General features: G+C 71.2%; 13 protein-coding genes. 7 read left to right on the top strand and 6 right to left on the bottom strand.

Going from position 1 to position 15,927, the window contains the following annotated elements:
* Positions 1–9 precede the first annotated feature (9 nt).
* The 4 genes from PV396_RS08265 to PV396_RS08280 all read left to right on the top strand — a co-directional run bounded on the left by PV396_RS08265 (position 10) and on the right by PV396_RS08280 (position 2,949).
* Positions 10–570 carry a glycosyltransferase family 39 protein gene (locus PV396_RS08265; RefSeq protein ID WP_319201929.1) on the top strand — a complete coding sequence of 187 codons (561 nt, stop codon included), beginning with the start codon at positions 10–12 and terminating at the stop codon, positions 568–570.
* 96 nt (positions 571–666) lie between these two features.
* Entirely contained in the window at positions 667–1,209 is a 543-nt protein-coding gene (locus tag PV396_RS08270; RefSeq protein WP_319201931.1) for a hypothetical protein, read from the top strand.
* Between the two features lie 175 nt (positions 1,210–1,384).
* Positions 1,385–2,158 (top strand): GNAT family N-acetyltransferase, encoded by a 774-nt coding sequence (locus PV396_RS08275; protein ID WP_319201933.1) that lies wholly within the window; start codon positions 1,385–1,387, stop codon positions 2,156–2,158.
* Positions 2,158–2,949, top strand: coding sequence for a lysophospholipid acyltransferase family protein (locus tag PV396_RS08280; protein WP_319201934.1), 792 nt, complete (start codon positions 2,158–2,160; stop codon positions 2,947–2,949). The genes PV396_RS08275 and PV396_RS08280 overlap by 1 nt, the downstream gene beginning before the upstream one ends.
* 101 nt (positions 2,950–3,050) lie before the next feature.
* Here the strand turns inward: PV396_RS08280 and PV396_RS08285 are convergent, their stop codons facing one another.
* A complete protein-coding gene (locus PV396_RS08285) occupies positions 3,051–4,112 on the bottom strand; it encodes an LLM class flavin-dependent oxidoreductase (protein WP_416071355.1) in 1,062 nt (353 codons plus the stop codon).
* 97 nt (positions 4,113–4,209) lie between these two features.
* On the opposite strand from PV396_RS08285, the gene PV396_RS08290 reads away from it, so the two are divergent.
* The 3 genes from PV396_RS08290 to PV396_RS08300 all read left to right on the top strand — a co-directional run bounded on the left by PV396_RS08290 (position 4,210) and on the right by PV396_RS08300 (position 6,548).
* A complete protein-coding gene (locus tag PV396_RS08290; RefSeq protein ID WP_319201938.1) occupies positions 4,210–4,740 on the top strand; it encodes a DinB family protein in 531 nt (176 codons plus the stop codon).
* A gap of 85 nt (positions 4,741–4,825) precedes the next feature.
* Positions 4,826–5,311 (top strand): cation:proton antiporter regulatory subunit, encoded by a 486-nt coding sequence (locus PV396_RS08295; protein ID WP_319201940.1) that lies wholly within the window; start codon positions 4,826–4,828, stop codon positions 5,309–5,311.
* Between the two features lie 7 nt (positions 5,312–5,318).
* Complete coding sequence (locus PV396_RS08300; protein ID WP_319201942.1) at positions 5,319–6,548, top strand: cation:proton antiporter; 1,230 nt, start codon at positions 5,319–5,321, stop codon at positions 6,546–6,548.
* Between the two features lie 463 nt (positions 6,549–7,011).
* On the opposite strand, the gene PV396_RS08305 is transcribed toward PV396_RS08300, so the two are convergent.
* The 5 genes from PV396_RS08305 to PV396_RS08325 form a co-directional block, all read right to left on the bottom strand.
* Positions 7,012–7,695: a response regulator transcription factor gene (locus PV396_RS08305; protein ID WP_319201944.1), complete on the bottom strand. Its 684-nt coding sequence runs from the start codon at positions 7,693–7,695 to the stop codon at positions 7,012–7,014.
* Positions 7,692–8,912: a sensor histidine kinase gene (locus tag PV396_RS08310; RefSeq protein ID WP_319201946.1), complete on the bottom strand. Its 1,221-nt coding sequence runs from the start codon at positions 8,910–8,912 to the stop codon at positions 7,692–7,694. Before PV396_RS08310 ends, PV396_RS08305 begins: the two co-directional genes overlap by 4 nt.
* Before the next feature lie 125 nt (positions 8,913–9,037).
* On the bottom strand, positions 9,038–11,251 hold the full coding sequence (locus PV396_RS08315) for an MMPL family transporter (RefSeq protein WP_319201948.1): 2,214 nt from the start codon (positions 11,249–11,251) through the stop codon (positions 9,038–9,040).
* Positions 11,252–11,452: 201 nt separating this feature from the next.
* The gene (locus tag PV396_RS08320) at positions 11,453–14,257 is read right to left on the bottom strand and encodes a beta-L-arabinofuranosidase domain-containing protein (protein WP_319201949.1); all 2,805 of its coding nucleotides are present in this window, start codon (positions 14,255–14,257) and stop codon (positions 11,453–11,455) included.
* A 65-nt stretch (positions 14,258–14,322) separates the two neighbouring features.
* On the bottom strand, positions 14,323–15,735 hold the full coding sequence (locus PV396_RS08325; protein WP_319202321.1) for a family 43 glycosylhydrolase: 1,413 nt from the start codon (positions 15,733–15,735) through the stop codon (positions 14,323–14,325).
* Positions 15,736–15,927: the final 192 nt, after the last annotated feature.

Here is a 15,927-nt window from a genome sequence, read left to right on the forward strand (position 1 = left end):
ACGCTCCCGATGCCGCGCGGCTATGGCTGTCGGCATGGCACTCGTCACCGCTCCCGCCCTGGACACCGTTCCCCACCCCTCCCCGGCACGGCACGACCGGCTCGCCGCCCCGGTCGGCTGTGGCTGTGGCCCACGGCGGTCACCCTGCTCCTGGCGCTGTACCGGATCGGCGAACCGCTGCTCGGACGCGACGAGTTGACCAGCTGGGACATGGCCGGCCGCGGCACGGGTCAGGTGCTGGCCACACTGCGGAGCGTGGACGCCGTGGTGGGCACCTACTACCTGCTCCTCCACGAGCGGACGGGGGTCTTCGGTAACACACCGGTGGCCGTACGGCTGCCCTCCGCGCTGGCCATGGCCGGTACGGCCGCCTGCGTGGCACTGATCGGCAACCGGCTGTTCGGCCGCCGGGCCGGACTGGCCGGCGGACTGCTGTTCGCGCTGATCCCGGGGGTGAGCCGGTTCGCCCACGAAGCCCGCCCCTACGCCCTGGTGATCTGGCCGTCGCTGTGCCCCGCGTACCGCCGTCGTCTTCTGCGCAGTGTCCGGCGCGGTGCCCTCCTCTCGTGATCTGCACGCTGTCCCATGGGGAGATCTCGTACTTCCAATTCCGCTGCCGAACGCTTGCCCAGTGCTCCACCCTTCAGGGTGGAGGTGTAGGGCTTCATGCTCTTCACCCTGCTGGCGTTCGCCGTACTCGCCGGGGCCTCACTCGCCGCCGGGGCCCGCTCCCGGTGGCTGCTCGCGCCGGTTCTCGCGGTCCTCGCGCTGCTCACGGTGCCCGAGCAGAAAGCACTGCGGGAACCACTGGCCCACTACTGGGCCGGCGGCCCCGACTACGCGGCAGCCGCGGCGGTCATCCAGAAGTACTACGCTCCCGGCGACGCGATCGTCTACGACCGGAACGAAGAAGCGGGCATGTTCGCCCTGGGCGTGCGCTACTACCTGCCACGCGAGGCGGGGATGCGGGACGTCTTCCTCGCACGGTCGGCCGCCGACCGCAACGACCTGCTGTCGACCGACTGTCCGCGCCCGGAACGGTGCCTCGGGACCGAGAAACGGATCTGGCTGGTGGTCATGGGAAACGAACCGGACCCGCTGAACGGACTGCCGCCGGACCAGGCCTCGGCCCTGCGCGCGCACTACACCGTGTCCGGCACGGAACGGCCCGGCGGTCTGACGGTGGCCCTGCTGAGGCGCGCCGGATAGCGCGCCCTTCGACCCGCTCCAGGCGCCCGATCCCCGGGCATTCAACATCCCCACATCCCCTCTCCTGCCCCCGGACACGCACAGGCCAACCGGCATCGGAAGAACAGGAGCGCACGGACCGTACGCATCGGTCCGCCGCCGCTCCGCCGACCCGGCCCGTGACCAGGAGAGAGCCATGACCGGCGTTTCCACCATCGAACGTCCCCCGCTCCCTGCCACACCCAGCCGCTACACCGTCACCCTCGCCCGCGACGAGGACGACGTACGAGCCGCGCAGCGCCTGCGGCACGACGTCTTCGCCGGTGAGCTCGGCGCCCTGCTGTCCTCCCCGCAGCCCGGCCTCGACATCGACCCCTTCGACGCGTACTGCGACCACCTGCTCGTCCGTGACACGTTCACCGGCCAGGTCGTCGGCACCTACCGGCTACTGCCCCCGGAGCGGGCCGCGATCGCCGGACGCCTGTACTCCGAGGGCGAGTTCGACATCACCCCGCTCGACGCGATCCGCCCCGGACTCGTCGAGGTCGGCCGCTCCTGCGTCCACCCCGACCACCGCGACGGCGCCGTCATCGGCCTCATCTGGGCCGGGATCGCCCACTACATGGTCGACCGTGGCCACGACTGGCTGGCCGGCTGCTGCTCCATCCCGCTCTCCGACGGCGGCACCCTCGCCGCCGGCACCTGGGACCGGGTCCGGGCGGGGCACCTCGCCCCGGAGGAGTTCCGGGTACGCCCGCTGCTGCCCTGGTCCGCCGAGGGCGTGACCCGTCCCGCCGGCCGCACCGAACTGCCCCCGCTGCTGCGCGGATACATCCGGCTCGGCGCCTGGGTCTGCGGGGAGCCCGCCCACGACCCGGACTTCGGGGTCGCCGACCTGTACGTGCTGATGTCGATGCGCCGGATCAACCAGCGCTATCTGCGGCACTTCCTCTCCCTCGTCCCGGCCTGATGAGCGTCTGGCTGCCCAGCGCGCCCTGCACCCCCAGGGCGTGCGTGGAGACGACGGGGTCCACGACGGCCCTGCCCCTGGCCGTGCTGCGACTGGTGACCGTGCTGGCCGTCCTGCTCGCGGGAATCACACTGACCCCGTTCGGCAGGTGGATCCCCGCCGGGTGGGTACGGCGCTGGGCCCGCACCATCGTGCGGGCGGCGGGCGTCCGCCTCCGGGTGTCCGGCCCGGGCGCCCCCACCGGGGGCCTCCTGCTGGTCGCCAACCACATCTCGTGGCTGGACATCCCCCTGCTGGCCGCCGTACGACCGGCCAGGATGCTCGCCAAGGCCGAGATCCGGCAGTGGCCGGTGGCGGGCACGCTGACCGCGAGCAGCGGCGCGCTGTTCATCGAGCGGGACCGACTGCGGGCGCTGCCGCAGACCGTCGCGAAGATCGCCGACGCACTGCGGGAGGGCAGGGCGGTCGTCGCCTTCCCGGAAGGCAGCACATGGTGCGGCAAGACCCAGGGCCATTTCCGGCGGGCGGTGTTCCAGGCCGCACTGGACGCCGGGGTTCCCGTCCAGCCGGTGCGGCTGCACTACCGGCTCACCGGGGGAGCGGCCAGCACGGTGCCCGCCTTCGTCGGCGAGGACTCCCTGCTCACGTCGGTGTGGCGGGTGGTGTCCGCTCGCGGCCTGGTCGCGGAGGTGGAGGTACGGGACGCGATAGCGCCGGGGAGCCACCCGGACCGGCGGTCCCTGGCGAGGGCGGCCCAGCCGGGGCGGGTTGGGGCGCATCGGCCGGGGTGAGGGCTTCCGGTCGGCTGTGCGTGTAGGGGTGCGGGTGCGTTGGGGCTGGTCGCGCAGTTCCCTGCGCCCCTGAAAGAAGGGCGGCTTTGCCGCCTCTTCTTTCAGGGGCGGAACAGGGCGGCCAGCCTTTGGTAGGAGTCCAGGAGGGCCGTTCGGTCGTATGTGCTGGTCGTGACCAGTAGTTCCTGCGCGCCTGTCTCCTTCAGGACCGTCTCCAGTTCGTGGGCCACCTCGTCCGCCGTACCGGCGAGCTGGCCGACGAGCCCCGACTCGTAGAAGCCGCGCTCCTTGGCGGTCATCGTGCGGGACGCGACCTGGTCGGCGGGCGGCAGTGCTGGGAACGTGCCGTGGGTGCGGGAGTACGCCATCGACCAGGCCTCGGGGATGAGCAGTCGACGGGCATCCTCGGGGGTGGCGGCCACCGCGACCGTGCCCGAGATGACGACGTACGGCTCGTCCGCCCAGGCCGAGGGCCGGAATTCGGCACGGTAGGTGTCGATGCCGCGCAGCATCCGCTCGCGGGAGCGCAGGTCGCCGATCACCATCGGCAGGCCCGACCGGGCGGCGATCGCGGCGCCCTCGCCCATGGCGAGCACGTACGGCGGTACGGCCAGCCCTTCGGAGGGGCGGGCGTGCACCCCGGTCGGGGAGGTGCCGTCGAACCAGCCGAGCAGTTCGTCGAGCTGGGCCGAGAAGTCGTCGGCCATGTCCTTGTCGCGGCCCAGCGCCCTGCGTACGCCGTCCGTGAAGCCGACCGAGCGGCCGAGCCCCATGTCGATCCGGCCCGGGAACAGGGACTCCAGGACACCGAACTGCTCGGCCACGACCAGCGGTTGGTGATTCGGCAGCATGACGCCACCCGTGCCGACCCGGATCGTGCTGGTCGCGGCCGCCACGGCCGCCGCCAGCACCGTGGGCGCGGAACCGGCGACACCGGGCACGCCGTGGTGCTCGGAGACCCAGAACCGGTGGAAGCCGAGCCGTTCCGCCTCCCGGGCCAGCGCGACCGTGTCCCGCAGGGCCTCGGCGTCCGGGTGCCCCTCCCGGGTACGGGACCGGTCGAGCAGGGAGAGCCGGGTCGCGGACAGCACCGACCCCGGCACCGGTCGCCCGGGTCGTCCCGGTCGCTCAGGCTGCTCCGGTTGATCTGCTGGGTTCTGCATCACGGCTCCGGACGTCCTCGGGTGTGTCCGTGTCAGCGATCTCCCCGCCGCCGGTATTCCTCGCGGCTGAGCGGGCACCTGTGCGAGGGTGCAGGACATGTCGACTACACCGGACGGCCGCCCGATACCTCCCGCCCATGCCGACGAACGCGCCATGCTGAGCGCCTGGCTCGACTTCCATCGCGCGACACTCGCCCTCAAGTGCCAGGGCCTCGACGATCGTCAGGTACGCCTCGCGTCGGCCGCTCCCTCGCAGCTGACCCTGCTCGGGCTCGTCCAGCATCTGGCCGAGGTCGAACGGAACTGGTTCCAGCGGGTGTTCGCGGGCCTCGACGCGCCACTCGTCCACCCGGAGGGCAAGGGCGACGGCTTCACCCTCGTCCCCGAGCGCGGTCTCGACGAGGCGCTCACCGTCTGGCGGGCGGAGGTCGAGCAGAGCCGGAAACTGGTCGCAGCCGCTGCCTCGCTGGACGAGTCCGGGCGGCTGTCGGACAGGGAGGCCGCCCTGGCCGGCACGCAGGGGCTCTCCCTGCGCTGGATCATGGTGCACATGATCGAGGAGTACGCCCGGCACAACGGCCACGCCGACCTCCTGCGTGAACTCGCCGACGGGACCACGGGGGCCTGAGGTCCCGGCCGGGGCTCCGGCAGGGGCTCCGCGAGCAAAACAACAGCAACCACACCAACCCCCCCCACCAGCAAGGAGAACCAACGTGTCTGCGCCACGCCTGCGGGCGACCCCGTTGCCGGGCATCGGGGTCCAGTACGACCTCATCACGCGTGAGCAACGGCATCTGTCGGTCGTCGCCCACCGCGACGGCGGCCGCACCGTGAACCTGTACCGGGAGGACGATCCGGACTCGTGCGCCCAGTCGCTGCGGCTGACCGCGCCGGAGGCCGCCTCGCTGATCGACGCGCTGAGCCCCTCGCACCACAGCTCCAGTCTGCTGTCGACGACACCGCTGGGGCTGGTGGCGGAGCGCGTGGAGGTGGCCGCCGGGTCGCGCTGGAACGGGCGGGTGCTCGGGGAGACGCGCATGCGGACGGAGACCGGTGCGTCCGTCGTCGCCGTGCTGCGGCGCGCCGAGGCCATACCCTCCCCGACGCCCTCCTTCCGGCTGGCCGGCGGGGACGTCATCATCGTGATCGGTACGCGCGAGGGTGTCGACGCCGCCGCGGCGATACTCGGACGGGAGTGACACCGCCATGCACTCCCAGGTACTGCTGATCGAGTTCGGCGCCATCATCCTGGCGCTCGGGCTGCTCGGCCGGGTGGCCGCGCGGCTCAGCTTCTCCCCGATACCTCTCTATCTGCTCGCCGGTCTCGCCTTCGGCGAAGGCGGGCTGCTGCCGCTCGGCGCGAGCGAGGAGTTCATCGCCACCGGCGCCGAGATCGGCGTCATCCTGCTGCTGTTGATGCTCGGCCTCGAGTACACGGCCAGCGATCTCGTCTCCAACCTCAAGTCCCACTACCCGGCCGGGCTGGTCGACTTCAGCCTGAACGCGCTGCCCGGCGCCGCCGCCGCGCTGCTGCTCGGCTGGGGCCCGGTCGCGGCCGTCGTGCTCGCCGGGGTCACCTGGATCTCGTCCTCCGGTGTCATCGCGAAGGTGCTGGGCGACCTGGGCCGGGTCGGTAACCGGGAGACCCCGGTGATCCTCAGCATCCTGGTTCTGGAGGACCTGGCGATGGCGGTGTACCTGCCCATCGTCACCGCGCTGGTGGCGGGGGTCTCGCTCGCCGCCGGCAGCGTCACCCTGGCGATCGCGCTCGGGGCCGCCGGACTCGTCCTGTTCGTCGCCGTCCGCTTCGGCCGGGTCATCTCCCGCTTCGTCTCCAGCGACGACCCCGAGAAGCTGCTGCTGGTCGTCCTCGGGCTGACCATCCTTGTCGCGGGTATCGCGCAGAAGCTCCAGGTCTCCGCCGCCGTGGGTGCGTTCCTCGTCGGGATCGCGTTGTCGGGGGAGGTCGCGGAGGGCGCGCACACCCTGCTCAGCCCGCTCAGGGACCTGTTCGCGGCCATCTTCTTCGTCTTCTTCGGGCTGCACACCGACCCGGCGAGCATCCCGCCCGTACTGCTGCCCGCCCTCGCCCTGGCCGTCGTCACGACGGGCACGAAGATCGCCACCGGCTACTGGGCGGCCCGCCGCGCCGGGATCTCCCTCAGGGGCCGCTGGCGCGCGGGCGGCGCGCTGGTCGCCCGCGGCGAGTTCTCCATCGTGATCGCGGGCCTCGCGGTCACCGCCGGCATCGAGTCCGACCTCGGCCCGCTGGCCACGGCGTACGTCCTGATCCTGGTCGTCGCCGGCCCCCTCACCGCCCGCTGGACGGAGCCCCTGGCGGCCCGCGCCACGGCCCGACGAGCTTCCCGCACTCGCCCCACGACCACCCCGGCCCCGACGGACGAAACGGTCCAGCCCACGACAGTCGGCGACTGAGGAGGCTCCGGCGAAGCCGCACGTAGTGAGCGGCTTCGCCGCATCGCGGTCCGCCGGGGCGGCACCGGCGATGACGTGGGAGGGGAGGTTATGGGCGGCGGCCTCGCTGCTGTCCGCGTGCCGCACACGATGATCGGCGCCTGACGCGCGTCCCGGCGAAGCCGCCCCCACCGGCGGCCGGCGGGTTGGCCGGCAGCACCGGCGGCGACTCGCCTCCGACGACGTCGACACCGCATGACGCCAGCCGCCCCTGGCTCGCGCGGCGCCTCGGGCTTGCCCCCTGCTCCGGGCTCGGGTGGCGCCTCGGGCTCGCCCAACGCTCGGGCTCGCCCAACGCTCCGGCTCGCGTAGCGCCCCGGCCCGCCCAGTGCCCCGGCAGGCCCCGCCCCGGCCCGCCCCGTGCCCCGGCCCCGCCCCGGCGGACCGAGTGGACCGGAACGGCGGGGCCCGTCGGCCCACGGGCTCAGGAGCCCTGCGGAGGCATGGCCCGTACCAGGCCCGACTGGTAGGCGACGACGACCAGTTGGGCCCGGTCGCGGGCGCCCAGCTTGGTCATCGCTCGGTGTACATGGGTGCGTACCGTCAGCGGGCTGACGTACAGCTTGTCCGCGATCTCGTCGTTGGATCTGCCCTCGGCCGCCAGGCACATCACCTCCCGTTCCCGGGCGGTGAGCGCCGCGAGTGACTCGGGTGTCGCCAACTGGGCTCCCGGGGCAGGGGAGTTGAGGAAGCGGGTGATGAGGGTGCGGGTGGCGCCAGGGGAGAGGAGGGCCTCGCCGGAGGCCACCGTGCGGATGCCGGCGAGCAGTGCCTCGGCGGTGACGTCCTTGCCGAGGAAGCCGCTGGCGCCCGCTCGCAGCGCCTGGGCCACGTACTCGTCCGTCTCGAACGTGGTCAGGATCAGCACCCGTGTCGCGGCCAGCTCCGGGTCGGCACAGATCGCGGTGGTGGCGGCCAGACCGTCGGTGCCGGGCATCCGGATGTCCATGAGGACCACGTCGGGGAGGTGGCCGCGGGTCAGCTCGACCGCCTCCCGGCCGTCGGTGGCCTCGCCGATCACCGTCATGTCGGTCTCGGAGTCGATCAGGATCCGGAACGTCGCCCGGAGCAGGGCCTGGTCGTCGGCGAGCAGGACGCGAATGGTCATGGGGTGCGCTCTTCTTCCGGGGTGTGGGGGTAGAGGGGCAGGGCGGTGGAGACCTCGAACCCGCCCTCCGGACGGTGTCCTGCCTCCAGGTTGCCGCCGACGGACTGGGCGCGCTCCCGCATCCCGATGAGACCGAACCCGGGCGCGGGCGCGGGCGTGTGCGCGGGCGGACCGGCGAGGGCCGCGACGCCGGCGTTGTTGGTGACCGTGATGGTCAGCCGGTCCGCCGAGTAAGCGAGCAGCACGGAGGCCGTCGCGCCCACCGCGTGCTTGGTGATGTTGGTGAGCGCCTCCTGCACGATCCGGTACGCCGTCAGGTCCACCCCGGGCGACAGCGGACGCTCCCTGCCCGTGGTGGTGAGGACGACCTCGACCCCGGCGGACCGGACCGCGTCGATCAGCTCGGGGAGCCGGGAGAGCCCGGGGGCCGGTTCCAGCGGGGCGTCGACGTCGTCGGCGTGGCGCAACAGCCCGACGGTGGCCTTGAGTTCACGCAGCGCCGAGGATGTGGTGTCGGTGAGGTCGGTCAGCATCCTGCGGGTCTGCTCGGGGTTGCTGCGCGCGAGGTGCGCGGCGGTGGTCGCCTGCGCGTTGGCCAGGGCCAGATGGTGGGCGACGACATCGTGGAGCTCCCGGGCGATGCGCATCCGCTCCTCGGTCACCCGGTGCCGGGCCTCCTCCTCCCGGGTCCGCTCGGCGAACTCGGCACGCGCGTGCACGGCGTCCAGATAGGCGCGCCGCATCCGGCGCGCGCTGCCGCTGGCGACCGGGACGAGCACGTACGCGATGGGGGCGACCGTCTTCAGGAGGAGCGGATGGTCGAGGGGGTCGAGGAAGGTGGTCGTGGTCACCAGCGTGGCGATCATGCCGAGGCAGTAGACGCGGGTGGTCCGCCGGTCGGTGAGGATGGCCAGCCAGTAGATCGCGACCATGGCGGGCGCCAGGATCAGCGCGGTGACCAGATAGCCCAGGGCGCTCGCGGTCAGGGCGCAGACCGTGGTCACCACCACGGCCGTCCGTGGACGGCTGCGGCTCAGCAGCACGCCCGCGCACGCGCTGACGGCGATGATCGCGGCGGGCCACAGGTCCTCGTGCCGGGTGGCGCCGGGCAGGGTGATCCGGGCGCCCACGATGAAGAGAACGAACAGCGTCACGACGGTCACCGTGTCGACGACACGGGGGTGGTCCGCGAGATAACGCTCGATGGCGGTGTTCATCGGTTCACTCTGTTCACTCCGGTCGGGGGCGGTGGACCCATGGTCCACGACAACACGTCAGGACGTCAGGCGGGGGCCGCCCGTGTGTCCGGCACGGGCGGCCCCCGGGGCGTACGGCAGGGGGGTCAGACCCGGACCGCCTCCCGGTCCGCCGTTCCGTCCGCCCCGTCCTCGGGTGTGGCCGTCCGGTGGGCGAGCGCCTCGCCCTCCACGTCGACCCGCGGCAGCACCCTGTCCAGCCATCCGGGTATCCACCAGGCGGCCTTGCCGAGCAGGGCCAGCACGGCGGGCACGAGGGTCATGCGGACCACGAAGGCGTCGAACAGGACGGCCACCGCCAGCCCGAAGCCGATCATCTTGATCATGGACTCGCCGGCCCCGACGAAGCCGGAGAAGACGGCGATCATGATCAGCGCGGCGGCGACCACCACCCGCGCGCTGTACCGGAACCCGGTCACGACCGCCTGCCCGGGCCCGTCCCCGTGGACGTACGCCTCCCGCATCCGGGCGACCAGGAAGACCTCGTAGTCCATCGCGAGACCGAAGACGATACCCACCAGGAAGATCGGCATCATGCTCATGATCGGCCCGGTCGTCTCCACGCCCAGCAGCGAGGCGCCCCAGCCCCACTGGAACACCGCGATCACGGAGCCGAGGGCGGCCAGTACCGACAGAAGGAAGCCGAGGGCCGCCTTCACCGGTACCAGGATCGACCGGAAGACCAGCAGGAGCAGCACGACGGCCAGCCCGACGACCACGATCAGATACGGGACCAGCGCGTCCTGCATCTTCTGGGCGACGTCGATGTTCGCCGCCGTGGTGCCGGTGACGCTGAACTCCGCGTCCGTGCCGGCCACCGCGGCCTGCCGCTCGGACCGGATGGTCTTGACGAGGTCCTGCGTCTTCGTGCTGGTCGGCGCGTCGGCCGGCACGGCGGAGAAGACCGCCGTGTCACCGGCGGGGTTGAAGCGGGCCGGGGAGACCGACACGACCCCCTTCGTGGCGGCGATCTTCTCGGAGATCGTCGTCACCGCCCCCTTGGCGTCGGCAGCGCCCTTTGCGTCCACGACGATCGTCAGGGGACCGTTGAAGCCGGGGCCGAAGGCCTTCGCGAGGTCGTCGTAGGCGCGACGCTCGGTGGTCGACGTCGACTTGGCCTCGTCGCCGGACGTGCCCAGCTGGAGGTCCATCACGGGTATCGCGAGGGCGCCGAGCCCGGCCACCGAGGCGATCAGCACCGGGACGGGACGGCGCAGCACGAACCGGGCCCAGCGGGTGCCGCCGTTGTGCCCGGCGGCCTCCTCGACCCGTCCGGACTTCCGGGCGGAGCGCGAGAGCAGGGCGTTCGGCCAGAACCCCACCAGGGCCGGGACCAGGGTCAGCGCCACGAGCACCCCGACACCGACCGCGCCGGCCGCCGCGAGCCCCATCTTGGTCAGCATCGGCACCCCGACCACCATGAGCCCGGCCAGGGCGATGATCACGGTCAGACCGGCGAAGACGACGGCCGAGCCGGCGGTACCGGCCGCGAGCGCGGCCGCCTCCTGCGGGTCGTGCCCCTTGCCGCGTTCCTCCCGGTAGCGGGAGACGATGAACACCGCGTAGTCGATACCGCAGGCCAGGCCCAGCATGCTGGCGAGCGTCCCGGTCGTCGGGGACAGCCCGAGCGCGCTGCTCAGCGCGAGGATCGACGCCATGCTGACGCCCACCCCGATGACCGCGGTCAGCAGCGGCAGCCCGGCGGCGGCCAGCGAACCGAAGGTGACCACCAGGACGAGGGCCGCGATGGCGATACCGATCGCCTCGGCCGCGCCGCCCGCCGAGGGCGTCGTCGCCAGCGCCGTACCGCCGACCTCGACGGTCAGCCCCGAACCCTGGGCTTCCTTGATGCTGTCCCGGAGGTGGTTCTTGGTGGCGTCGGTGAGATCGTCGGGCTTCGCCTTGTAGTTGACGGTGGCGTACGCCGTCGACGTGTCCTCGCTGACCGCCTTCGCCTGGAAGGGGTCCGCGACGGACGCGACCTGTGAACCGTCGGCCACCTCGCCCACGAACTTCTCGATCACCGCCCGGTTCTCGGTGGCGGTGACCTTCTCGCCGCTCGGCGCCACGAACACCACCCGGGCGTTCGCGCCGTGCGCGTTGGAACCGGGGAAGCGCTGGTCCATCAGGTCGAAGGCCTTCTGGGACTCGATTCCCGGCATCGAGTTGTCCGCGTCGGGGGCGGCGGGTGCGGTCGCGGCGCCGGCACCGACGGCGGCGAGCACCGCGACCCACATCAGGGCGACGTACCAGCGCCGCCGGAAGGCCAGTCGGCCCAGCTTGTACAGGAAGGTGGCCACGAGGGGGAGGTCTCCACATCATCGGATCTCGGGTACCTGCCAAGGCTCCCGGGACCGACCCCCTCCCGTCGTCGTACAGGTGTCGACAATCGCGACTACTGAGAACGCAGTACAGCCGCCCTCGCCGGTCCTTCCTACGACCGACGGGCGGTACCCCCCACGTAGGGGTACCGCCCGCGGCGATCACGAGGTGTACGACGGTCAGGACACGTACGACGCTCCCTGCGCGGTGCTCACCACCGTGTCGGCCGCCGCCTGGGTGAGGAGCCCCGCCGACACCCAGGCCGCCGTCGTCGACTGGACCCGGGTGACCAGCGCCGCCTTGCTCGCGAAGGGCGCCCCCGCCCAGATCTCGTCGAGGAGCGTGGTGCCGTCGGACTTCGCCGGGTTGGCGACCCCCGAGCTGACGGTCCCGAACACGACCGTGGGTTCGGCACGCCGTACATAGGCGTGCGTCGGATCCTCGGTCCCCTCGGAGAAGGGGGCGAACTCGGTGCCGTTCAGCGTGTAGTGCAGCGGCTTGCCGCTGACCGGGGTGAGGGAGGGCAGCAGATCGCCGGAGAGCGCCGCGTTGCGGTACAGCCCGACGGACAGGTAGCTGGTGCTCGCACTGCGTGCGACCAGGTTCACCGGCCCGTAGAACAGGGTCTGCAGCGACGGGTCGTCGAGCGCCTTCTCGACGCGCAGCCGGAACGGCACACTGATCCGTACGACATCCCCGCTCTGCCAGGTCCGCGACACCGCGAAGTAGCTCCCGGCGACCGGAGTCCCGCTCACCGTCTGCCCGTTGACCGTGACCTGGAACCCGGCCGTCGCCCAGAGGGGCACCCGCAGCCGCAGCGCGAAGGCCGCGCTGCCGCCCCCGATCGTGAGCGTGGTGCCCTGCTCCTGCGGGTACGAGGTGGTCTGGGTGACGGTGACGCCCTTCTCGGCCCAGGTCAGCGTGGAGGGGCTGTAAAGGTTGACGTAGAGGGAGTTGCCGTCGGCCGCCTTGAAGTACACCGAGTCCTGGTACTTGGTGGCGCTCTCCATACCCGTGCCCTCGCAGCACGTGGTGCCCTGCTTGGGCGTGTAGTCGCGCACATGCCCGGGGTTGAGCCCGATGAAGTACGTGACGAGGGGCTTCTCGGCGTCGGCCTTGTCCTGCTTCGAGCCGAGCACCTGGTTGTAGAGTGCCCGCTCGTAGTAGTCCATGTACTTCGGGTCCTGCTCGTGGAAGAACAGGGTCCGGCTCAGCTTGAGCAGGTTGTACGCACAGCAGGTCTCGGCGTTGGTGTCGGTGATCGACCCCGCGATCACCCCGCGCGCCTTCCAGAACTCGCCGGTGCTGGTGCCGCCGATCCCGTACATGCGCTGCGGGATCACCATGCCCCAGAAGTTCTTCGCGGCGGTGAGATAGCGCGTCTCGCCCGTCGCGTCGTACAGCCGTACGTAGCCGGTGAAGATCGGGATGTGCTGGTTGGCGTGCAGGCCGTTCAGCGTGTCCGTGTTCGCCGCGCACGCGTCGATGAGCGTGTCGAGGTCGAACAGCTTGGCCAGGGCGAGGTGGTCGGCCTTGCCGGTGATCGTGTACAGGTCGACGATGGTCTCGACGATGCCGCCGAACTCACCGCTGGAGAAGATCCCCCACATCCGCTGCAGGGTGGCGTCCGGCAGCTTGGACAGCCGGGAGTACATCCAGTCGCACATCCCGGACGCGAGGTCCAGCGCACGCGCGTCGTCCGTGGCGAGATAGGCGTCCAGCAGCCCCTTGAGAATCTTGTGCGCCGTGTAGTAGGGCGCCCAGATCTTGGTGTAGTCGGCGCTCGTCGCCGACTCCAGGGCGATGAACTGCGTCTCCGGGTAGGCCGCGAGGAAGCCCGGGTGGCTCGGGCCGCCCCAGGTGCGGCGCAGGGTGGCGGTCAGTCCGCGCCCGGAGGCGTCGCCGAACGTACCGCCGGAGGTGGCGGAGAAGTAGTACGAGGCGAGGTTGCCGAGTCCCGCTGCGGAGTTCTTGGCCTCGGTGCTCTGGAAGGAGGTGATCTCGGCGGCGGTCAGGGCGCGCGAGTAGACGTTGAACTCGTCGAAGGCGCCCGCGTAGATCGGGTCCCCGGAGTAGTTCGAGCGGCCCAGCCAGTTGTTCGTCAGGGTGCCCAGGGCGGACGGGTTGAGCGACATGGCGGTGTTCGTGGCGACGGCGGTGCCGTTGACGTAGAGGGTGCCCGTGGTGCCCGAGATGGTCACCGCCAGATGGCTCCACTGGTTCAGCGGCAGCGCGGCCGTGCCGTTGAGGCCCTGTTCGCCGCCGGCACCGCTGGTGGTGATGGCGAAGCGCGGCACGCCGCTCCCGTTGCGGGACGCCAGGTACATGTACCGGGTGGTGTCGTTGCCGAAGTCGAAGACGCGCTGCCAGTTGGCGTTGTGCGTGGGCTTGACCCAGATCGACAGGGTGATCGCCGCGGCACCGCCCGGCACGGCGGCCGGGAGGTCCACGTACTGGTAGGAACCCCGCACGTTCTCGTGCGCGCCGCCCCACTTCCCGGTGACGACGAGCATGCGCGGGTCGGTGCGCAGGGCCGCGCGTACGTCGGTCAGCGCGCCGACCATGGTCGCGATCTTGTCGGCGTAGGCCTGGTCGCCGGTGCTCGCGTACGCCTGCGACAGCATGCTCAGGAAGTGCCCGGTGTAGTGGCCGCGCAGGTTGCCGTTGGCCTCGCCGTCCAGGCCCTCCCAGCCGCCCGGGGCGACCGCCCCGCCGGTGGAGAGGCCCGCGTTGGCGCGGAACACCTGGAGCAGCCGGTTCACGTCGTAGCCGCGACCGTGGTCCAGCATCAGCTGGCGCTTGCTCGCGAAGACGCCCTGGCCGAGCTTGACGTCCTTCAGCTCGAACGGGCGGAGCGTCCAGGCGGAGGGCGCGGGCAGGGCAGCGGCGGCGGCCCGGCCGGAGGCGGCGTAGGCGAACGCGGGTGTCGCCGCCGCGAGGGCCGCGCTCTGGAGGATGAACCGCCTGGACAAGGGGGGTGTCACATGTGCCTCGTCTCTGAGGTGACTGACATGTCTGGGTCCGACTCGGCCTTGCTGGGCACTCGGCTCTACTCGGCGTAGTACGTCGCGTCCTGCTGGTCGAGCGAGGTGCTGAGGGGCTGGAGCTGGAGCAGGTTGTTGTAGTGCCGGATGTACCGGCCCGGGAAGTTGTACGACTCGAAGGACACCCCGGCCGAGTCGGCGAGGCCCGCCCGCTGGGTGAAGGAGGCGTCGGCCAGGAAGGTGGCCGTGCCGGTGTTCTTCTCCACCCACAGCTCGTAGTTCTTGTGCCGGAGGTAGTAGCCGGGGAAGTTAGCCGACTCCAGCGAGACGGTGCCGGAGCCGGTCAGCCCCGGCACGATCCGGAACTGCGAGTCGGCGAGGTTGGTGACGTTCGCCTCGATCTTCGCCCGGAACTCCCAGTGCCGGATGTACCGGTCCGGGAAGTTGAACGACGAGAAGCGGACCGGGGTGAGACCGTCGGAGACCGGGATGCCGAAGTTCGGGGTGCCGTCGGTGTTCCAGTACAGCTTCTGGTAACGGGTGCGCCGGTTCGGGTCGTTGAGCGGGTCGCCGCTGATGTCCTTGTAGTTGCGGTCGTGGTAGACGAGGATGTCGGACTTGCCGTCCTCGGAGACCGTGAAGGTGTTGTGGCCCGGTCCGTACTGCCCGGTCGCGGCGTTGGACGTGAACACCGGCTGCGGGTTCTTCGTCCAGGAGGCCGGGTTGAGCAGATCGGCGGAGGCGGACGCGGTCAGCAGGCCCAGACAGTAGTTGGCGTCGGTGGCGCTGGCCGAGAAGGCCATGAAGATCTTCCCGTTGCGCTCGATGATGGACGGCCCCTCGTTCACCGTGTGCCCGATGGTCTCCCAGGACAGCGTGGGCCGGGAGATCATCGCCGGGGTGCCGCTGATGGTCCAGGGGTTGGACATTTTCGCGAGGTAGATGTTGGTGCCGTCGCCGACGGCCGGGTCGTTCTGCGCCCAGCTCAGATAGCGGGTGCCGTTCACCACGAAGGTCGTCGCGTCCAGCGAGAAGGTGTCCAGCGGCAGCGCGATCCGGCCCTTCTCGGTCCAGGTCCCGGTGATGGGGTTGGCGGACGAGGACTCCAGGACGTACGGGCGGATCTTCCAGATGTCGTTCGAGGAGCCGGCCGTGAAGTAGATGTACCACTTGCCGTCGATGAAGTGGATCTCCGGAGCCCAGATGTGGGCGCCCATCTCACCGCTGGCGTGCTTGGTCCAGATGGTCGTCTCCGCGGCGCTCGCGAGGCCCTGGAGCGTGGTGGCCCGGCGCAGCACGATCCGGTCGTACGCGGGGACCGTGGCGGTGAAGTAGTAGTAGCCGTCGGTGTGCTTGTAGATGTGCGGGTCGGCGCGCTGCGCGGCGATCGGGTTGGTGAAGGTGACCGCCGGGGAGGCCGGGACGGCGGCGAACGCCGGAGTGCCGACGACGGCGGGCACGGTCACGGCGACGACCAGGGCCGTGCAGGCCTTGAGGAGCGTGCGTCGGCTGGTCGAGCTGCTGCGGGTGCGGTCCACGGCGAGTCTCCTTCGGCGGCCTGTTGCACGGGCCGCTATTGTTCGATATTTGGAACGACGTACGGAGGTTCGACCGAAAGATAGATATGGGGCGTGAGTGAGTCAATGTTTCCGACAGGTTCAATTCCGGTT

It is taken from the genome of Streptomyces sp. ME02-8801-2C (genome assembly GCF_033793965.1).
In the GTDB taxonomy this organism is placed as follows: Bacteria; Actinomycetota; Actinomycetes; order Streptomycetales; family Streptomycetaceae; genus Streptomyces.